The sequence below is a fragment of the Methylohalobius crimeensis 10Ki genome (assembly GCF_000421465.1).
GTDB classification, from domain to species: domain Bacteria; phylum Pseudomonadota; class Gammaproteobacteria; order Methylococcales; family Methylothermaceae; genus Methylohalobius; species Methylohalobius crimeensis.
This window is the reverse complement of record NZ_ATXB01000001.1, coordinates 1,989,912-2,010,000: the sequence shown is the minus strand read 5'-3', so window position 1 is coordinate 2,010,000 and position 20,089 is coordinate 1,989,912. Positions and strand designations below refer to the sequence as shown.

Sequence of the window (20,089 nt, the reverse complement as noted above, 5' to 3'; positions counted from 1 at the left end):
GTCCGTGCTCCGGGAACATGGCGATTCCGATGCTAACGGTTATTTTAAAAGGGTGTTCGTTTACTTTGTAATCAATGGAATAAATAGAATTGAAAAGTTTTTCAGCTATCTGAGTAGCATCAAATTGATTGGTATTTTGTATCACCAACGCGAACTCGTCACCACCTAATCGAGCGATTAAGTCTGTGCTGCGGGTGATATGCTTAATTTTATTTGCAATTCTTTGGAGTAAAGCATCCCCAGCCTGGTGCCCACTCGTATCGTTTACATATTTGAACTGATCCAAATCAAAATATAATATTGCACCTGATTGGTTCTTCTTCAAAGATTTACGTAGAATTATATCGAATTCTTGTTGAAATTTTCTTCTATTATATAGGTTGGTCAATGGGTCGTGATCCGCCAGCCATTTTAATCTATCCTCGGCAATTTTACGATCCGTAATGTCAAGTCCAATGGATAAAATTAATGGTGATTCTGAACCGAAATGATTCAGCCGGGTATGGAACCAGGTAATGTAACGAGGCTGAGAATCCGAAAGGTTTAGTTGCGATTCGAATTGTGCCCTAGATATCTTGTTATTTCTGATATCTAGCAATATATATTTTGCATTTATGTCATCGGGTTTGTCTTCCAAGAATAGTTCTTCAAAAGCCCTCGATTTGAAAGGTGTTTTTTCCAGGATATGCTTTCCGTATTGGTTTATGGTAATTATTTCTCCGGAAAAACTTTGGGTTAAAATGATTAATGGTGCAGAATCCAAGAGTTCCTGACTAAAATTTCTTTCTTTCTCCAAGATTCGATGTTGTTTTTTTAGATCCTGAGCACTTTTATCTCTTTCAGTTTGTAAATCCTCCAGTTTATAGCTTAATTGTAAAACGCTTTTTACGAGATAATCTATCTCGTCATTTCTTAAAAGGAGGGTGTTGTTATGATGCAAGAGTCTATTTCTAACCGATATGTAACGGCCTTCTGCAAGTAAGGGAAGTATTCTAGATAAGTTGGTGACTCGTTGTAGAGGTTTTCTAAGCAATAACAATAATAGCATCATTCCTATTGCTAAACTGATTCCTCCGTTTGCAACATGATTGAAGGTGTTTTGTCTTTGAGACAAGTAAATTTTGGTAATATCGTCGATGACTATAAAGGTGGGGTACTGCCCTTCGCCGCCGGGAATATCAAATGCTTTTATTTCATAAGTATTGCCGTGCAGTTGCAAGTTCTTAATGGAAGACTTTAGACTGTTAAGAGAAAATGCAATTTCAGTGTTTCTTAAAATTTCTTTGTTTTTCAACGGGTTAGTGATTGCGTCCAGATGGTGGCCCCAATAGGTCTTTTTACCGGATTTGGGGTTGTTGGTTAAAATTCCGATTTGTGTATGTGTGATCGTATTGAAGTCCAGTACGATATCAGCCAAGCTTTTGCTTATGATTAGTACTTTGTTTGTGCCATTACCATCTAATATAGGGATCCCTATGTATTGGAGGCATGAATTGTGGCATTGAATAAAAAACAAAGGCTTTTCTGTTTCAAGAATTTTTCTAATTTTTGAAAAATCATTTTCTTTAATGCTCCTCGATCCCCATGTCTCGATGGTTTTTCCATTTCTATCTAAATACTGGATACCTTCCACCCCCCAAGTGAGTTGAAACGCACTCCAATAGTTATTCAGAGTATCAACTATGTGATCCTCGTTATTTCTGTTATGGTGTATATTTTCTGAGAAAAGCGGGATTGTCTCCGCAATTTGCTGCAATAAACGTGATGATTGTGATATTAACAACTCGATGGTCTTCTTATATCTTTCATGTGATTCAATCCGTTGTTCCTTGTATTGTCGCTGTAACGTGGTTATCGTTATCCCCGACAAAATTCCATGAATGGATAGAAGAATCGATCCTAATATGATGACTATCTTCCACTTCAAGCTTAAATGCAGGTCTTGCCGCATTTTGCGACTCTTGGCTTGACTTTTTGACATAGCTTAATGCTGGGCTCCGGAGCGCCTATATACCATCTACGCTTATGGTTATTTGTGTCTGTATCAGATCGATTGTTGTATACTATAATTCAATATAATCTTGGCATCTTGTCATTTGCAGATAGCCTATTGCTCAGAATCCATGAATTATCGTCCGTCTGGGTTGGAAATACCGGCTCATGTTGCCGGATGCAATTATTCCTTACTAGTCAAGTATAGCGTTTGAGTGAGAATCCGTGGATCTGAATGGCTGTTTACAAATTTGACCTGCTCTGATCTGAAACAGGGCAGACCGCTGGACCCCGCCACAGTTAAAAACCTTGTAAAAAACACAGTCTCTGTTTTTTTCTGACGATGCGTGAGGAATGCCAGAGTGGATTTGTTGCTCGAGACAGGAAGGCTAGAAGGATCTGGCCACCCAGCAGCATTTCCTTGTCTGCGTGTTGTTATTTGCCATACCCGCCCATGCTCTTGGCGGGGTGTATGGTTTAGCCTATTCATGTAACCATGTTTTAACAACTTGTTCATACACGATGAAATTTCAGTTGATGATGACGTCTGGATCGGGCCGGCGGGGACGGTTGCAATTCAATCGAGGTGACGTGGAGACACCGGCTTTCATGCCGGTGGGAACCTACGGCACAGTAAAAGCTATGACGCCGGAAGATCTTCTCTCCGTCGGGGCGGAGATGATACTTGGCAATACTTTTCACTTAATGCTTCGACCAGGAGTTGGAGTCATACAGGCTCATGGGGGGCTGCATGGCTTCATCCATTGGAATAAGCCGATTTTGACCGATTCCGGCGGATTCCAGGTTTTTAGTCTTGGCAAGTTGCGTCAAATTACTGAGGAGGGCGTACGCTTTCGATCTCCCGTCAACGGAGACGCAATATTTATGGGTCCCGAGGAATCCATGGCGATCCAACGAGCCTTGGAGGCGGATGTCGTCATGTGTTTCGATGAGTGTACCCCTTATCCGGCAAATTTTGAACATGCGCAATCATCCATGGAATTGTCTCTGCGATGGGCGAAGCGTAGCCGCCGAGGGCATGGTGACAACCCCGCCGCTTTATTCGGGATCGTCCAAGGCGGTGTATACGAAGAATTGCGTTTGCGCTCCCTCGAAGGGTTGTTGGAAATCGGTTTTGATGGGTATGCCATCGGGGGGTTGTCGGTGGGCGAGCCCAAACAGGACCGTTACCGAATTTTGGACGCATTGCTGCCTCAAATGCCCGCCGATCAACCGCGTTATTTGATGGGAGTCGGTACCCCGGAAGACATCGTCGAGAGTGTGCGCCGCGGGGTGGATATGTTCGACTGCGTGATGCCTACCCGCAATGCACGCAACGGTCACTTGTTTACCCGTTTCGGAGTGGTCAAAATTCGCAACAGCCGATACCGAGCGGACACGCGGCCGATAGACGATTCTTGCGATTGCTATACTTGCCGCCATTACAGCCGTTCCTACCTGCACCATCTGGATCGCTGCAAGGAGATCCTGGGAGCTCACCTGAACACGGTTCACAACTTGCATTACTACCAGGAGCTGATGGACGGTTTGCGGAAGGCCATCGCCGCTCATCAATTGGAAGAGTTCATCGATCACTTTTATCGTGAACGCGGCAAAGCCGAGCCTCTTGTGGCATAATCTGCCTTTTTTGAAGCCAACCGAAAGGATCTAACGTTTATGGGATTTTTCATTGCCGACGCATTCGCCCAGGGCGCGCCCCAGGCGCAACAACCGAGTTGGGCCGGCCTGTTGCTGCCCCTGGTGATTTTCGCTTTTTTTTATTTTTTGTTCATCTGGCCTCAGCAACGTCGCGCCAAGGAACATAAGAAAATGGTGGCCTCCATCGCCAAGGGGAGCGAAGTGGTGACCAATGGCGGCATCCTGGGCCGAGTGGCGGATCTGGATGAAAATTTTGTGGTGCTGGAAGTGTCGGAAGGCATGCGCATTCAGGTGCAGCGCAATGCCATTTCCAGCGTCTTGCCCAAAGGAACTTATAAGGTAGTCAAGAAAAAGATTGCCCAGACGGAAAAGCAATAAAAATATAAGAGACTGTCATGCAAAACCGCTTTCCGCTATGGAAAAACGTATTGATTATTGTGGTATTGGGGATCGGGCTTTTTTACGCGCTGCCGAATTTGTTCGGTGAGGATCCCGCCGTGCAGGTCTCGCCCCAGCGGGGCGCCTTGCTGGATAAGAGCCTGGAAATCAAGGTCAAGAATACCCTTGACGAGGCGGGTTTGACTTCCAAGCGTATGGGAGCTCGAGAGGGGAATTTCCTAATCCGCTTCAATACCGCAGAAGCTCAATTGCAGGCCGCCGATTTGTTGCGGGAAAAATTGGGAGACGATTACGTGGTCGCGCTCAATTTGGCGCCGGCGACGCCGAGGTGGTTGCAGTCCATCGGTGCCAGACCGATGTATCTGGGGCTGGATTTGCGCGGCGGCGTGCATTTTCTGCTTCAGATAGATATGGAGGCGGCCATCGATCAGGCAGTGGAGCGTTATGTGGGGGATTTTCGTACCACCTTGCGTGAAGCTAAAATCCGCTACCTCGCGATCGATCGTGACGGGCAGGCCATCCGAATCCGACTGAAGAATGCCAGCGATCTGGCGCAGGCCGAATCCTTGCTCGAAGACGAGTTTCGCCAATTGGTGTTGAGTCCGGATGAAGCCGCACTGATTTTGGAAGCCCGTTTGTCGGAAAAAGAACAGCGGGAAATCAAAAGTTTCGCCTTGAAGCAAAATCTCACGACTTTGCGTAATCGGGTCAACGAGTTGGGAGTGGCCGAGCCGGTGATCCAACAGCAGGGAGAAGACCGCATCGTGGTCCAGCTCCCGGGGGTGCAGGACACGACTCGAGCCAAGGAGATCCTGGGGGCCACAGCGACCTTGGAATTTCGCTTGGTGGATACCGAGCACGACGTGGGAAGCGCCCTGGAAACGGGGGTGCCCATGGGCGCCAAAATCTACCGCGATCGGAGCGGCAAACCGGTGCTGTTGAAGCGACAGGTCATTGTGACCGGCGATCAGATCACCGATGCTTCCTCCGGGCTCGATCAGCAATCCGGGACACCGGCGGTTTTCGTGACCCTGGATAGCGTGGGGGCCAGCAAAATGTCGGATGTGACCCGCGAAAACGTCGGCAAGCCCATGGCGGTCGTGTTCATCGAAAACCAGATCGTCACCAAGACCGTGGACGGCCAAACGGTGGAAGAGCGCAAGCGGGTCGAAGAAGTCATCAACATCGCCACCATTCGGGGGCGTTTCAGCAAACGATTCCAAATCACCGGCCTCGACAATACCGAAGAGGCCCGCAACCTGGCTCTGTTGCTCCGGGCCGGGGCGCTGGCGGCACCGATGGATATCGTCGAGGAGCGCACCGTGGGGCCCAGCCTGGGGCAGGAGAACATCGAACGCGGTTTTCTTTCGGTGATCGTGGGCTTTGTCGTGGTGCTGATCTTCACCGCCTGGTATTACAAGGTCTTCGGCCTGGTGGCGGATCTGGCGCTGACCTTGAATTTGATCATGCTGGTCGCATTGCTCTCCCTTCTTCAAGCCACCTTGACCTTGCCCGGGATTGCCGGGATCGTACTGACGGTGGGGATGGCGGTGGACGCCAACGTCCTTATCTTTGAGCGTATCAAGGAAGAGCTCCTCAACGGGAACAGTCCCCAAGCGAGCATCTATTCAGGGTATGAGAAGGCGTTCGCAACGATTTTCGATGCGAATGTCACCACCTTGATTGCCGCGCTGGTGCTTTTCAGTTTCGGTACCGGCCCGGTCAAGGGGTTTGCCGTGACTTTGTCCCTCGGCATCATGACCTCGATGTTCACCGCGATTTTGGTAACGCGGATGTTGATCAATTGGATTTACGGCAACCGCCGCGTGGCGCGTTTGGCGGTTTAAAGGAGTGACCATGGCTCAGCTTGTTTCGCAACGCAGTATCGATTTTATGGGCAAACGCCAACTGGCGTTGGTCCTTTCTGCAATTCTGGCGGTAATGTCCCTCGGATCACTGATCGTGCAGGGATTGTCATTAGGGCTCGATTTCACCGGCGGCACGCTGGTCGAAGTGGGGTATCCGGCTTCGGTGGATTTGGCCGAGGTACGCAATCAGCTGGCAGAAGCTGGGTATGAGGATGCCGCGGTGCAACATTTTGGCACCACGCAGGATATATTGATCCGCGTGCCTCCGGATCCCGATCTCAGTTCGGCGGCCCTCAGCGACAATATCTTGCAGGCCTTGAGTGCCGGTGCAGGTGCCGAGCCCGAACTTCGGCGGGTCGAGTTCGTCGGGCCGCAAGTGGGGAAAGAATTGACCGAGAAGGGCGGCTTGGCGTTGCTGTTCGCCTTGTTCGGTATTCTGATCTATATCGCCTGGCGATTCGAATACCGGTTTGCCTTGGGGGCGATCGCCGCGCTTGTCCACGATGTCATTATCACCCTCGGTTTTTTCTCCTTGACCCGGCTGGAATTCGATCTGACGGTGCTGGCGGCGCTCTTGGCGGTCATCGGTTATTCCCTCAACGACACCATCGTGGTTTACGACCGGATTCGGGAAAACTTCCGTCGGCTACGGCGTGGCGAGCCCGCTGAAATCATCAATACTTCCATCACGCAGACCTTGAGCCGGACCCTGCTGACCTCCGGAACCACCTTGTTGGTTCTGATTTCCCTGGCGGTGCTGGGGGGCGAAATCATCCGTAATTTCGCCATTGCCCTGATTTTCGGGGTAGTAGTGGGGACTTATTCCTCCATCTACGTCGCTAGCGCTTTCCTGTTGCTATTCAAGGTCAAGCGGGAGGATTTGTTGCTGCCGGAAAAGGAGGTGGCCGACGCCGAGCGCCTGTGACTCAGGCGCTTAAGGCGCCGGTGGCGAAGGGGGCGATGGCCCGGCAAATCGCCTGTTGCAGCTTGGGGGTGCCGGTGACGAGGTTGCCGGTCTCCAGGTAGCGATCGCCGTTGCCGAAATCGCTGACCAGTCCGCCGGCCTCTTGAATTAATAACACCCCCGCGGCCATATCCCAAGGCTGAAGGCCGATTTCCCAAAAACCGTCCAGACGGCCGCAGGCCACATAAGCCAAGTCCAAGGAAGCGGCTCCGGCGCGTCGAATGCCGGCACTGTCCTTGAATACCGATCGGAACATGCCCAAATAGGCCTCCAGGTGTTCCTGTTGCTTGAAGGGGAAACCGGTCCCGATGAGCGCGCCTTCCAGGCCGGACTGTCCGGAGACTCGGATCCGGCGGTTGTTGAGGGAAGCGCCTCCGCCCCGGGTTGCGGTGAACATCTCTTGTCGCAAGGGATCGTAGACCACCGCCTGTTCCATTAGGCCGCGGTGCTGGAGCGCGAGAGACACGGCGAATTGGGGAAAACCGTGGAGGAAATTGGTGGTACCGTCCAAAGGATCGATGACCCATAAATACTCGTCTCGGTCGGATTTGCCCTGGCGGCCGCCTTCTTCACCCAGAAAATGATGATTGGGATAGGCCTTGTGAAGGACTTGAATGATTTCCCGCTCGGCTGCACGATCCACCTCGCTGACGAAATCGTTACGGCCTTTGGTGTCTATGGAGAGATAATCAACCCGGTCCAGGGATCGTACGATCAGGTCACCCGCGCGGCGGGCGGCACGGGTGGCGATGTTGAGCATTGGATGCATAGAGGAAATTATTGGTTGGTCAAAGCACTTAGTATACCTTTTTTCTGATAAAATCCGGCAATTTACCCGTCTTTGTCGTAGGAAATCACCTTGCCACAGATTCGTATTGTATTGGTAGAAACGAGTCACCCGGGTAATATCGGTGCGGCGGCCCGGGCGATGAAGAATATGGGGTTTTATGAATTGGCCTTGGTCGCTCCCAAGCTCTTCCCTCACGCCGAAGCGACCGCACGGGCGGCGGGTGCGGACGATGTGCTGGCCCGGGCGACCTGCTTTCCCAACCTGGCCGAGGCGGTGGCCGATTGCCATTTGGTGATCGGAGCCAGTGCCCGCCAGCGGGCCATTCAATGGCCCAAGCTGTTGCCCAGACAATGCGCGGAACAGGTATGGCAAGAGGCGCCGGCCGCCAAAGTGGCGATTGTCCTGGGGCGCGAGCGATCCGGCTTGACCAACGAGGAATTGGACCTTTGCCACTACTGGCTTCATATCCCCTGTAATCCGGAGTACAGCTCTTTGAACGTGGCCGCTGCGGTACAGATCATCGTCTATGAGTTGCTTTTAAGTCGCAGGGAATCGCTTCCTTGCTCGGAGCCAATGCCCGAACTGGCCACCCATGCAGAACTGGAATCCTTCTACGGACACCTTCGGCAGACCTTGACGGAAATCGGGTTCCTGCATTCCACCAAGCAGGCCCCATCCATCCTTCGCCGCTTGCGCCGATTGTTCGGGCGCACCCGGTTGGAGAAAAGGGAAGTGGATATCCTGCGCGGGATTTTGACCTGTGCCCAACGCCCCTGGCGGAAGGAGGAATCATGCTGAATTGCTGGGTCGAACTGCGGCGTCGGTTGCGGGAGGACGTTTCCTGTGTTTTCGCTCGTGATCCGGCCGCCCGCTCCTGGTGGGAGGTGGCGACCGCCTATCCCGGCGTGCATGCGCTGTGGTTGCATCGGCTCAGTCATTGCCTGTGGAATCACGGTTGGTATTGGTTCGCTCGCTTCCTGTCCCATATTGCGCGCTGGCTGACCGGCATCGAGATTCATCCCGGCGCCCACATCGGCCAACGTTTTTTTATCGATCACGGGATGGGAGTAGTGATCGGCGAGACAGCGGTGATCGGCGACGATTGCACTTTGTACCACGGGGTAACCCTGGGCGGGACGAGTTGGAAAAAGGGGAAACGGCATCCCACCCTCGGTCGCAACGTGGTGGTGGGAGCGGGCGCCAAAATTCTGGGGCCGATCCAGGTGGGCGATAATGCCCGCATCGGCTCCAATTCGGTGGTGCTCAAAGATGTCCCCCCGGGAGCCACCGTGGTGGGCATTCCCGCCCACGTGGTCAGTGCCGACCGCAAGGCATCGGCGGCCCATAAAGCGGCTATCGCCAAACAATTGGGTTTCGATGCTTATGGCTTGACGCCGGACATGTCCGATCCCGTGGCGTATGCCATCAATCACATGCTCGAGCATGTCCAAGCACTGGACCGGCAAATCGAGGAATTGAACGCCGCCTTGCGCAAGGCCGGCGTGACTCCGCCTCAAGTGTCGCTGCCTCCCTTGGAAGCGTGTAAATTGCGGAACGGACAACCGCCGGGAGAGGGCGGTGATTAGTTGACTGTTTTACTCAGATATGGGTATAGTGTTTTCACTTATAAAGTGTAGTGAAAACGCTCTCGGAGTTTGCCGTGCGATTGACGACCAAAGGCCGATACGCGGTCACCGCCATGCTGGATCTGGCCTATCATAGCGGTCAAAAACCGGTGACCTTGACCGACATTGCCAAGCGGCAGGATATTTCCCTGTCTTATTTGGAGCAGTTGTTCTCCAAGTTGCGCCGAGCCGGGATGGTGACCGGTGTCCGTGGTCCAGGCGGAGGCTATCAATTGAGCCGCTCCTCCGATGAGATCAATATCGCCGACATTATCACGGCAGTGGATGAAAGCGTCGATTCCACCCGCTGCGGAGGGAAAGGCAACTGTCAAAACAATCAGCCTTGTTTGACCCATGAATTATGGATGGGGTTGAGCGAGCAAATCCGTACTTATTTGGCCGGAATCAGCCTCGCGGATCTGTTGTCTCGCCGGACCATCCAATCGGTGGCTAACCGTCAGGATCAAGAAATCCAGATGATGGCATTGCAGGAAAAACGCCCCTGAAGATGATCTATCTGGATCACAATGCCACCACGCCGTTGGACGAGCGGGTGGTGGAAGCCATGCTGCCTTTTTTGCATCGCTTCTATGGCAATCCGTCCTCGCTCTATCGCTGGGGGCGGTTGACGCGGGACGCGGTGGAGCAAGCCCGGGTTCAGGTATCGGCTCTGGCGGGGGCGCATCCGTCCCAGGTCATCTTCACCAGCGGAGGCACCGAAGCCAACAATCTGGCTCTCAAGGGTTGGTGCGACAACAATCCCGGCAAGGCGATCGCGGTAAGCGCCATCGAACATGCATCCGTTCGCGAAACCGCCCAGGCATTGAGCCGCAAGAGCGTTCCCGTCCATTGGCTCCCGGTGGACGCCGACGGAGTCGTTCAAGTCGATGCCTTGGCGGAATTGCCCCGAAATACGCTGGGCCTGGTTTCCTGCATGTTCGCCAACAATGAAACCGGCGTGATTCAACCGCTGTCAAAATTAGTTGAAATCGCCGCTCGAGAAGGCATCGCTTGCCATACCGACGCGGTCCAAGCGGTCGGGCGACTCCCCTTGCGCTTCAATGACTCGGGGGTTGGGATGATGAGTTTGTCCGGCCACAAGGTCTACGGCCCCAAAGGGGTGGGCGCGTTGATTGTCGACCAGGCTTCGATCTTGGCCCCCTTGCTCAATGGCGGGGACCAGGAGTACGGTCTGCGCGGCGGGACGGAAAACGTGGCCGGGATCGTGGGATTCGGGAAGGCGGCGGAGCTGGCGTTGGCTGAACGCGAATCCAGCGCTGATCAGCTGGCTGCTTTGCGTGAAAGGCTGGAAGCAGGATTAGCCCGATTGCCCGGCGTGATTATTTTCGGCCGGGATGCGGAGCGCTTGCCCAATACGGTTCAGATGACCATTCCGGGAATGGATGGAGAAATGTTGGTGATGGCCTTGGACCGGGAGAAAATCGCTGTCTCCAGCGGTTCGGCCTGTGCCAGCGGCGGTAGCGAACCCAGCCACGTACTCTTGGCGATGGACGTGGAGGAGGCTCTGGCAAAGGGCGCCATCCGTATCAGCTTGGGCAAGGATAATACCGAGCAGGACGTGGAACGGTTTTTGAGTGTTTTGGCCGGGGTCGTATCGGCCTTCGGTGTGGGTGGTTAACGCTGAGAGGAGAATCCGATTATGACAGGAATTCGTTTGACCGAGGCGGCGGCACGTCGCATCCAAAATCAGTTGGCCCACCGTGGTAAGGGGATCGGACTCAGGTTGGGCATCAAGCGGGCAGGGTGTTCCGGCTATGCCTATCTGATCGACTACGCCGACCAGGTGGAATCGGACGATATGATTTTCGAGGACCGTGGCGTCAAAGTGGTGATCCGGCGCGATCAGTTGGATTATCTGGATGGCTTGGAGGTGGATTTTCGCCGCGAAGGTCTCAACGAAGCGTTTCAGTTTAACAACCCCAAAGCCAAAGGCACCTGCGGTTGCGGGGAAAGTTTTACCGTTTAGGGACGGTCAGCAAGCCAATCGCAGCATTGACGCTTCGCCATCCACGGGTGCGTGTTTTCCGGTGCTCGACGAGCTCCCAGGGACGGGTTCACGGCGTGGAGATAATTCTTGTAAACCATCTCTTAGAATAAAAAATTCGGGAAATTTTCCCATACTCTCGGGGTGCTTCTTTCCGTATCCTGTCTCGCTTTTGAGTCGATTGCGAAGAGGAGGACCTTGTGAAGAATATCTTTCCGCCCAGGCGGTTGGCGGTCGGAATAGCGCTAGCCTTGATGGCGCCGGTGGCCGGCGCCGAAGAGGCGGTGGAACTGGAAAAGATGGATATCGTGGGGGAAACCCCTTTGGGCGGTATCGGCGTGCCCGTGTCTCAGATCCCCGCGAATATTCAGACCGTTACCGGGCAGGAACTGGAAAAGGACCACAGTTTCTCCATCAGCGATTATTTCCGCAACCACCTGGGAAGCGTTTCGGTCAACGACGCCCAGAACAATCCCTTCCAACCCGATATTCAGTATCGTGGCTTTACCGCCTCGCCCTTGTTGGGGTTGCCTCAGGGGATGAGCATTTATCTCAACGGAGTGCGCTTCAACGAACCGTTCGGCGATACGGTCAATTGGGATCTGATCCCTGAAGGAGCCATCGAGCGGATGGAACTGCATCCCGGTTCCGATCCGGTGTACGGCCTCAATACCTTGGGCGGCGCCCTCGCCATTCGGAGCAAAACCGGTTTTTCGTTTCCCTATCATCAATTTGAGGGGTATGCCGGTTCCTGGGGGCGGCATAATGAAGAGCTGTCCAGCGGATGGAACAATGGTACGGTAGGTTATTTTCTGCATCTTCGCCATTTCGAAGAAGACGGTTGGCGCGACTTATCCCCCACCCAGGTAAAACAGGCTTTCGGTGTCTTGAGTTGGCGGGGCGACAAAAGCGAGCTCAACTTGACTCTCTCCGGCACCGACAGCGAATTGATCGGGAATGGCGCGATACCCATTCAGTTATTCCAAGAAGAGCAAAACGCCATCTTCACCCATCCGGACGAGACGCTTAACCGGATGTTCTTCAGTAATCTCGACGGTAACTTCTGGGTCAACGATCACATCCAAGTGTCCGCCAACGCCTACTATCGCTTCAACCAAACGCGCACCTTCAACGGGGACGATACGGATTTCGAGCGTTGCGACGATGACACGGATTTCATGTGTGAAGAAGACGAAGACGAAATCCTGGAAGATGTGTTTGGCAATCCGATTGCTTGGTCGCCAATGGTCGATTCCGCGACCAACAACTCCAGTAAAACCCGCCAGCGGGGATACGGCACCCAGCTGCAGACGGCCTTTTTATACGACCTGTTCGGGATGAAAAACCGTTTTGTGACGGGTTTCAGTTTCGACCAGGCTCAGACGCACTTCCAATCCGACACGGAACTGGCGCGCTTGACCAACAACCGGGGAACCGAGGGAAGCGGCATTAAGGAAATGGAATCCCGGGTGCGACTGGACGGGGAGGTGACCCATTTCGGCGGCTATTTCATCGAGCAGCTGAGCCCCATCGACGACCTGACTTTGTCGGTGTCGGGGCGTTATAACGCGACCCACATCGATTTGAGAGACAATTTCGGCACCGAACTGAACGGCAAGCATACCTTCAACCGCTTCAATCCATCTGCAGGGATTACTTATGATTTCATGCCGGAGGTTTCGGTGTACGGTCGTTACAGTGTCGGAACCCGGGCTCCCTCACCGATGGAATTGAGCTGCGCCGATCCGGAAGCGCCGTGTAAACTGCCCAACGCCTTCCTCGCCGATCCTCCGCTGGATCAAGTCGTGACCCGAAGCTGGGAAGCGGGCTTCAGGGGGACCTTTGACGAGATCTCTTTGGGCGACTCCGTAAGCACGCGTTTTCACTGGCACACCGGCTATTTCCTGACCAAAAACCACGATGATATTCTCTTTATCAGTGCCGGCGATCTGACCAGCGAAGGGTTTTTCAGCAACGTTGGAACGACCCGCCGGCAGGGGCTGGAAGCCAACCTGACCGGAGAGCTGGACAATCAACTGACGGGAATGTGGCTGCAGAAGCTGCGCTATGGATTCCATTACACTTATTTGGACGCCACGTTCCGCACGCCGTTCTCCGCGCCCAGCCCCAACAATCCCTCCGCCGTCGACGATCGGATTCAGGTCAGCCGAGGAGATCGGGTTCCGGGTGTGCCCGAGCATATGTTCAAATTCAACATGGATGTGGATATTCTGCCCCAGCTATCTCTCGGCTTGAGCGGCATTTATAACAGCAACCGCTATTTCCGGGGGGACGAGGCCAATTTGAACGATCCCGTACCCGGCTATTGGGTCTTCAATCTCAGGAGTGAATATCGTTTCAATCGCTACGTGCAGGTATTTCTCCGGGTCGACAACCTGTTCGACAAGCGTTACACCACGATGGGCTTGTATGGAGAACCCGACGAAGTGCTGGGAGACGACTACGAAGATGCGCGTTTCGTGGGCCCTGCCGCCCCGCGTGGAATCTGGGGCGGTATTCGCCTGCAAATTTAAACCGACGATTGTTTTGTTTAAGAAAACAATGTGGTTATAAAATTGGGGATAGAATAATCAGGAGGAGCGACTATAATAGATACCGAACTTTGCGAGGGCAGGCTCTCCCAAAGTTCATCTCAACAGTAGTTCTCCTCCTCTTTGGCGACCGAATCGGTCGCTTTTTTTTGTCCGGCGCTGGCAAAGCCGCATAAAAAAGCCCGCTCAAGGCGGGCTGGTTTGTTGTTGTTTTTATCCTATAAAAATTCTGATCGCTGTTAGCTAAGGCATGACAGCGTTTGTTGTTATTATTATTCGGCTAGACAGGGTACTCCTCCTCTTTGACGCATCTTCGGCGTTCTTTTCCCTGTAGCACGGGAAAGGAGTGTAAACCAAATTTCCAGGGAAGTCCAAAATTTTGTGTCATATGCCACACTTGGGATGATCCTCTCTTTCTTTGGCGGACGGTTTAAAATGAATGGGCTGATAAGAGGAGGAGGACCAAGTGATGGATGAAATTTTAGCGACCTTGAAACGTTGGGTCGGCAGCGATGCCCAACGGGCGTTTTATGAACGCTATTGTCCCGAGGCGGTGAAGAAAGTGGCTTTTGAGATCAGACCCATGAAAAAAAAGGACTTGAAGGCCGTGGCCGCCATTGAGGAGTCCGCCTACCCCTTCCCTTGGCCCGTGGAGATTTTCAAAAGTTGCCTCAAGGTCGGTTATTCCTGCTGGGTGGGAGAGATGGGGGACGAAGTGATCGCCTACGGGATTCTTTCCGTCGGGGCGGGGGAAGCCCATGTGATGAATATTTGCGTCTCGCCAAGATGGCAGGGAGCGGGCTATGGCCAGCGGATGATGGAATGTCTTATTCAAGCGGCGAAAGAGAAGCGTGCCGACATGGTGCTGTTGGAAGTGCGTCCCAGCAATGAAGCGGCGGTGAATCTTTATTATCGGCTGGGGTTCAACGATATCGGTCGGCGCAAGGATTATTATCCGGCGGAAGCCGGCAAGCGGGAAGATGCCCTCGTGTTGGCCAGAACGCTCTGATCTTGCAACACGATTTCTCCACCCCGCCTATACTTTGTAGGAATGGTTAAAGCAACGGTTAAAATCATGTCGGAACGCCGAAAAGAACCTCGAGTCCCCGTGTTGATCCCTCTCCGGGTTCATGATCAAGGTTCGGGGGAAGTCCTGGGGGAATTGGCCAATTTGTCCCGGCGTGGCATGATGTTGCTCGGCCAACGTTCGATCGAACCTAATCGAGTCTTTCAGGTGGAGATTGCCTTGCCGGAAAGCCGGGACTTGGCGACGAATCGTCTTGGCCTCGGCATAGAAAGCCTTTGGACCGAACGGGACGAGGGGGACGGCCGATACTGGATAGGCTTTGAAATCATCGATTTTGCTCCGCAGGCGGCTGAATTGTTGGAACAGTTGATCGACCAATTCAGTTGATCTTATTGGCGTATCTTTCAACCCCGATAAGCCGCCGCCGTCAATCCGTGCTGTTTCAATTTCAAATAGATGGAGCGGGGAGTCAATCCCATCGCTTGGGCGACGGCGTCCACGTTGCCGCGGTGATGGTGCAGGGATTCCAACAGATAATTCTTTTCCGCTTCGGTTAAGACTTGTTCCTTGAGTTGTCGCCAGCTGGGCGGAGACGCATTCGTCGGGGCGGCTATATCCAGGTGGGTCAGCTCCGCTTCATCCGAGAATAAAAAGCTGCGTTCCAAGGTATTTTCCAGTTCCCTGACATTGCCCGGCCAAGCGTAATGGCGGATTTGATCCATCACGGTCCGGCTCACGCCGCTGATCGGTCGGCGATACTTTTTGCCCAGTCGTTGCAGGATGAGTTGGACCAATGCGGGCAGGTCTTCGGTCCGCCGCCGTAGAGGCGGCATGGAAAGCCGGACCACGTGGATTCGGAAGAACAGATCTTCGCGGAAATCTCCTTCCCGCACCACTTCTTCCAGGTTGCGGTTGGTGGCGGCGAGAATGCGGACGTCCACGTGAATGACGCGTCGGCCGCCGACCCGCTCGATTTCGCTTTCCTGCAGCACCCTCAGCAGCCGGATTTGCGCGGCGGGAGAGAGGGCGTCGACTTCGTCCAGAAAGAGGGTACCGCCTTCGGCCCGTTCGAAGACTCCCTGATGGATGTCGATCGCGCCGGTGAAAGCGCCTTTCTCATGCCCGAATAAAGTGCTCTCGATCAGGGTTTCCGGGATCGCTCCGCAGTTGATGGCGATGAAAGGGCGGTTGGCGCGGGGACTCATGGCGTGAATCGCTTTGGCGATCAGCTCCTTGCCGACCCCGGTTTCGCCCTGAATCAAGACCGTGGCGTCGGTGGGGGCGAGTTTATGAATCGCCTTGACCATCCGCCGCATCGGCGGGGATTCGGCGATGATTCCCGGCGGTTCGGGCAAGTTGCCTTTGGTGGCTTTGGTCTTGCTGGTCTGCAGCCATAATTTGTGCAACTGGGTTTCAATCTGGGATTTCAAGGTGCTGATTTCTTCCCGGTTCTGGCGGCTTTCCTGGGGTTTGAGGTATTCCTTGCCCGGTTGATCCCGGGCGTCTTCCCGGTTCAGATGGATGCAAACCCGGCAGCGTCCATGATCCCGGGCGATGCATTCGGCGATATCCACCTTGGCATAGCCGAAATTCCGCGCCGCGATGCCGCCAAACACGCTCGAGGTCATGCGGCAGAGTTCCGGGAAATTTTTCACTCCCTCGCCGAAGGGACAGCGGGTATTGATGACCCGAACGCACCCCGGTTCGCTGGAGTCGAGAGAAAAATTGCCTCCGATCCGGTTTTTCAAGCCCAGAATCAAGTCCACATAGCGCTCCACGTCGAGCGGGGCTTCGAGTTCGAAATCATTGCGATAGCTTTCCTCGAAAAAACGTCCGGCGCTGTGAGCGATGTGCTCGATGTATTCTTCTTGCGGATTGCCGTGCTGTTCGCACGCGTGAAGCAGTTCCAGGACGAAAGTTTGCAGGAATAACACCGGATCGAGGGAGGCAAAAGAAGGCTTGATCATAAAAGTGAAATCCTATTTCTGGTATGTGAAATGTTATTTCACAAATATACGTCATATCCGGATGCAATGCACGCAATTAGCTGTTTCTCGGGTTGGCACAGAATTTGTTTCAAAGGAAGTGAGACAACTAAGTATTTATTGAGGAGAAACCTATCATGGCTTACGAAGATCGTCCTCCCTTGGATCCCCATCCCTTGAGCGAGTACGTCGCATGGGCGGGGAAGCGCAACCGGGACCCGATTCTGGAGGTATTGCGGTCCAAATTGCCACAGGAGCAGGGGAAAGTATTGGAGCTTGCCAGCGGAAGCGGCATGCATATCAACTATTTTGCGCCGCATTTCCCCCACTTGGTTTTTCAGCCTTCCGACAAGACCGACGAAACCTTCGAGAATATTCGCAAGCTGCGGGAAGAACAGAATAATTCGAATATCGCCGACCCGATCCCGCTCGATTTGACCGATCCGGCTTCCTGGCCGGAAGCAGGGGATTATCAATCCATGTTCTGTATCAACATCTTCCAAGTGGCGCCGATCAATATCGCCGATGGAATGATGGCTTGTGCTTCGCGCCTGTTGAGCGAAGACGGGTTTTTGATGGTTTATGGCCCGTTTAGGGTGGAAGGCCGCTTTACCACTTCTTCCAACGAGGCGTTTCACAATATCCTGGATTCCACCGGCGTGCCGGAGTGGGGCTTGAAGGATGTCGCCGACCTTCGCCGGGCGGCTGAAGCGCATGGAATGCGGCTCGCGGAGCAGATCGATATGCCCGCCAATAATTTCGCTTTGATTTTCCGGCGCGGATGATGGGGGCTGCGACACCTGCGGCGGTGGTGGTCGGGGTGGGCCCCGAGACGGGACTCGGCGCGGCCTTGGCTCGGCGCTTCGCCGCTCAAGGCTTGCCGGTGTTCATTGCCGGGCGGACGGAGCGCAAATTGCGCCAGGTGGCCGCTACCATCGAGAGCGGCGGCGGGCGAGCCATTCCCGTCGTCGCGGATGCCACGGTCGAAGATCAGGTCAAGGCCCTGTTCGAAGCCGTTGACGGCTGCGATTGCGTGCCGGAATTGGTGGCCTGCACGGTGGATAAAAATTTGCGCGCGCCCCTCTTGGATACGGAATCGGAAGCGTTCGAAGCCTTGTGGCGAGCGAATTCCCTGGCGGCATTTCAGGTCGGGCGGGAAGCGCTCCGACGGATGGCGCGGGTCGGGCGAGGGACGCTGATATTCACCGGTGCGAGCGCCTCGCTTCGATCCAAACCCCCGTTCGCCGGCTTCGCCAGCGCCAAGTTCGCCTTGCGAGGATTGGCTCAAGGCATGGCGCGGGAGTTCGGTCCCAAGGGCATCCACGTGGTCCATGTGGTCATCGATGGGGTGATCGACGGCGAGCGGGCTCGGACCCAGTTTCCGGATTTGGTTCGGGCGAAAGGGGAGAATGAGCTGATCCGACCTGCATCCATTGCGGAGGTCTATTGGCAGCTTCATTGTCAACCCCCCGACGCCTGGACCCATGAGATGGATTTGAGACCTTTTGCAGAGGGATTTTGATGAGCAAAAATGTTGAGATTGAATGGCGGCTGGAGGGAGAGTATTTCGAGACTTGCAACTGCGAGGCCGCGTGTCCTTGCATCTGGTTCAAGCCGCCGACGGATGGAGATTGCCGGTTGTTGGTCGGTTGGCATATCAAGCGCGGCCGCTATGGGGCGACGAGTTTGGATAATCTGAATGTGGCCTTGGCCTGTTATGCTCCGGGGAACATGAAGGACGGTGAGTGGCAGGCGGCGTTGTATCTGGACGAGCGCGTCAACGAGGATCAATGGGTCGCCCTTGAACAAATCTTCAGCGGTCAAATGGGCGGACAGCCCGCCTTATTGTTGGGCTTCGTGACAAAAGTGTTGGGCAGCCAGTTGGCCCGGATCGATTTTCGAATGGACGGCGAGCGACGCCGTCTGGTGATCGAAGGGGTCGCGGAGGCCGAAGTCGAGGGGATTCAAGGCATTCGGGGCGGGGTGCCGGCGATCGACAATCCACCCTTGTGCGTGGTATCCAGTCATCCGTCCCGAGTGGCCAAATCGCGAACTTACACCTATCAAGATTACGGTTTCAAGTGGGAGTTTTCCGGCCGAAACGGGTTTTATTCACCCTTCGTTTATGAGCCCTGAACGCCGAATATGGAATACGGAAACGATTTTCTCCCCTTGGCGTTTCTTTGGGTAGTTATGATGGCGGCCATGATGCTGCCTTCCAGTTGGCCCGTGGTGATGGCTTTGAACCGGGTCTCGCAACGCCTCGATGCGCAAGACCCTTTGCTGCCTTGGTTGTTCGGAACCGGTTATGCCGGCATCTGGCTGGTCTTCAGCCTGATCGCGGCCGGCATGCAATGGAGCGTACGGCAATTCTGGCGGGAAGAATTCCCCGCCTGGCTGACCCCGTTTTTATTTCTTGTGGCCGGCTTGTATCAGTTCTCTCCCTGGAAGCAGGCCTGTCTGAACGGTTGCCGCACGCCTTTCGCGTTTCTCATGACCGCTTGGCGGAATGGGCGAGGGGGGGCCGTCGGGATGGGGGTGCATCACGGCGTTTTGTGCGTCGGTTGCTGCTGGGCATTGATGATGCTGATGTTCGGAGTGGGGATGATGAGTTTTTACGGCATGGTGGTTATCACCGTCCTGATCACCTTGGAAAAACTGTCTCCCATCGAACCGAGAACGATCAGCGGTTTCTGTGGTATTTTGCTGTTGGCGTGGGCCGCGGTGTTGACTTACCAACTATCCTAACCGGTTGTGGAGGAAAGCAAATGCAAAGAATTTCCTGGTTATTCGTCTTCGCCTTATTGGGTTGCCTGAACGCCGGTCTGCTGCAAGCCCAGGCAAACATGCCGGAACGAACCGTCCTGTTTGCCAAACCGACCACATTGACGGACAATCGAATCGTCACCCGGGTGATTCGGGTCGAGTTTCCGGTGGGTTTCAAAACCCCCGAGCATATCCATAAAGGCCCGGGGCCCCGTTATATCTTGTCGGGTAAAGTCAGGATCGTCGATCAGGAGGGAACCCACATCTATGATCAAGGTGAAGTGTTTTGGGAGACGGGCGAGCCCATGATCGCCGAAAACGCCGCCGAAGGAAAAACGGTGCTTTTGATCTTCGAAATGACGCCTCGGGAGAAGGCCGCTCCCAATCGCTGGAATAAGATAACTATCAGGCCCCAATAGGGAATTCGAACCGGATTCCCGGACTTTTATCAACCCTA

At 54.0% G+C, this 20,089-nt stretch carries 20 protein-coding genes (1 of these 20 running past the window's edge); 17 read left to right on the top strand and 3 right to left on the bottom strand.

The annotated features are described in order from the left end of the window. Window positions 1-1,951 carry the 5' portion of a bifunctional diguanylate cyclase/phosphodiesterase gene (locus H035_RS19165; protein WP_161624022.1) on the bottom strand. It extends 881 nt beyond the left edge of the window, so 1,951 of the gene's 2,832 nt are visible here — the first part of the coding sequence; it begins with the start codon at window positions 1,949-1,951; its stop codon lies off the left edge, out of view. Window positions 1,952-2,514: 563 nt separating this feature from the next. Between H035_RS19165 and tgt the strand changes: the two genes are divergently transcribed. Genes tgt through secF form a run of 4 tightly spaced genes read left to right on the top strand, consistent with a single transcriptional unit; the run spans window position 2,515 to window position 6,843 of the window. Beyond that, window positions 2,515-3,630, top strand: coding sequence for a tRNA guanosine(34) transglycosylase Tgt (tgt, locus tag H035_RS0110105; protein WP_022948860.1), 1,116 nt, complete (start codon window positions 2,515-2,517; stop codon window positions 3,628-3,630). Window positions 3,631-3,669: 39 nt separating this feature from the next. Beyond that, a complete protein-coding gene (gene yajC, locus H035_RS0110100; RefSeq protein WP_022948859.1) occupies window positions 3,670-4,029 on the top strand; it encodes a preprotein translocase subunit YajC in 360 nt (119 codons plus the stop codon). A gap of 17 nt (window positions 4,030-4,046) precedes the next feature. Further along, complete coding sequence (gene secD, locus H035_RS0110095) at window positions 4,047-5,897, top strand: protein translocase subunit SecD (protein WP_022948858.1); 1,851 nt, start codon at window positions 4,047-4,049, stop codon at window positions 5,895-5,897. 10 nt (window positions 5,898-5,907) lie between these two features. Then, complete coding sequence (gene secF / locus H035_RS0110090) at window positions 5,908-6,843, top strand: protein translocase subunit SecF (protein WP_022948857.1); 936 nt, start codon at window positions 5,908-5,910, stop codon at window positions 6,841-6,843. 1 nt (window position 6,844) lies between these two features. Here secF and H035_RS0110085 read toward each other — a convergent pair whose 3' ends face one another. Continuing rightward, complete coding sequence (locus H035_RS0110085) at window positions 6,845-7,651, bottom strand: inositol monophosphatase family protein (protein WP_026596481.1); 807 nt, start codon at window positions 7,649-7,651, stop codon at window positions 6,845-6,847. A 90-nt stretch (window positions 7,652-7,741) separates the two neighbouring features. Here H035_RS0110085 and H035_RS0110080 point away from each other — a divergent pair, with 90 nt between their 5' ends. From H035_RS0110080 to H035_RS0110045, 8 genes are all read left to right on the top strand, one after another. Further along, entirely contained in the window at window positions 7,742-8,470 is a 729-nt protein-coding gene (locus tag H035_RS0110080; protein WP_022948855.1) for an RNA methyltransferase, read from the top strand. Continuing rightward, a complete protein-coding gene (gene cysE, locus H035_RS0110075; RefSeq protein WP_022948854.1) occupies window positions 8,464-9,258 on the top strand; it encodes a serine O-acetyltransferase in 795 nt (264 codons plus the stop codon). Before H035_RS0110080 ends, cysE begins: the two co-directional genes overlap by 7 nt. A gap of 74 nt (window positions 9,259-9,332) precedes the next feature. Then, on the top strand, window positions 9,333-9,803 hold the full coding sequence (iscR, locus tag H035_RS0110070; RefSeq protein ID WP_022948853.1) for a Fe-S cluster assembly transcriptional regulator IscR: 471 nt from the start codon (window positions 9,333-9,335) through the stop codon (window positions 9,801-9,803). 2 nt (window positions 9,804-9,805) lie between these two features. Continuing rightward, entirely contained in the window at window positions 9,806-10,936 is a 1,131-nt protein-coding gene (locus H035_RS0110065; protein ID WP_022948852.1) for a cysteine desulfurase family protein, read from the top strand. Between the two features lie 21 nt (window positions 10,937-10,957). Further along, window positions 10,958-11,284 (top strand): HesB/IscA family protein, encoded by a 327-nt coding sequence (locus tag H035_RS0110060; RefSeq protein ID WP_022948851.1) that lies wholly within the window; start codon window positions 10,958-10,960, stop codon window positions 11,282-11,284. A 218-nt stretch (window positions 11,285-11,502) separates the two neighbouring features. Then, the gene (locus H035_RS0110055) at window positions 11,503-13,836 is read left to right on the top strand and encodes a TonB-dependent receptor (RefSeq protein ID WP_022948850.1); all 2,334 of its coding nucleotides are present in this window, start codon (window positions 11,503-11,505) and stop codon (window positions 13,834-13,836) included. A 487-nt stretch (window positions 13,837-14,323) separates the two neighbouring features. Further along, entirely contained in the window at window positions 14,324-14,863 is a 540-nt protein-coding gene (gene rimI / locus H035_RS0110050; protein ID WP_022948849.1) for a ribosomal protein S18-alanine N-acetyltransferase, read from the top strand. A 66-nt stretch (window positions 14,864-14,929) separates the two neighbouring features. Beyond that, a complete protein-coding gene (locus H035_RS0110045) occupies window positions 14,930-15,268 on the top strand; it encodes a PilZ domain-containing protein (protein ID WP_022948848.1) in 339 nt (112 codons plus the stop codon). Window positions 15,269-15,285: 17 nt separating this feature from the next. On the opposite strand, the gene H035_RS0110040 is transcribed toward H035_RS0110045, so the two are convergent. Further along, on the bottom strand, window positions 15,286-16,848 hold the full coding sequence (locus tag H035_RS0110040) for a sigma 54-interacting transcriptional regulator (RefSeq protein WP_022948847.1): 1,563 nt from the start codon (window positions 16,846-16,848) through the stop codon (window positions 15,286-15,288). A 155-nt stretch (window positions 16,849-17,003) separates the two neighbouring features. Here H035_RS0110040 and H035_RS0110035 point away from each other — a divergent pair, with 155 nt between their 5' ends. The 5 genes from H035_RS0110035 to H035_RS19155 are packed head-to-tail and all read left to right on the top strand — an operon-like array spanning window position 17,004 to window position 20,051. Further along, window positions 17,004-17,651 carry a DUF938 domain-containing protein gene (locus H035_RS0110035; RefSeq protein WP_022948846.1) on the top strand — a complete coding sequence of 216 codons (648 nt, stop codon included), beginning with the start codon at window positions 17,004-17,006 and terminating at the stop codon, window positions 17,649-17,651. Continuing rightward, window positions 17,648-18,388, top strand: a complete 741-nt coding sequence (locus tag H035_RS0110030) for an SDR family NAD(P)-dependent oxidoreductase (protein WP_321162847.1) — start codon at window positions 17,648-17,650, stop codon at window positions 18,386-18,388. The genes H035_RS0110035 and H035_RS0110030 overlap by 4 nt, the downstream gene beginning before the upstream one ends. Next, window positions 18,388-19,002 (top strand): DUF1326 domain-containing protein, encoded by a 615-nt coding sequence (locus H035_RS0110025; RefSeq protein WP_022948844.1) that lies wholly within the window; start codon window positions 18,388-18,390, stop codon window positions 19,000-19,002. The genes H035_RS0110030 and H035_RS0110025 overlap by 1 nt, the downstream gene beginning before the upstream one ends. 9 nt (window positions 19,003-19,011) lie before the next feature. Then, entirely contained in the window at window positions 19,012-19,614 is a 603-nt protein-coding gene (locus H035_RS19160) for a DUF2182 domain-containing protein (RefSeq protein ID WP_022948843.1), read from the top strand. Between the two features lie 20 nt (window positions 19,615-19,634). Beyond that, on the top strand, window positions 19,635-20,051 hold the full coding sequence (locus H035_RS19155) for a cupin domain-containing protein (protein ID WP_022948842.1): 417 nt from the start codon (window positions 19,635-19,637) through the stop codon (window positions 20,049-20,051). The last annotated feature ends 38 nt before the right edge of the window (window positions 20,052-20,089 follow it).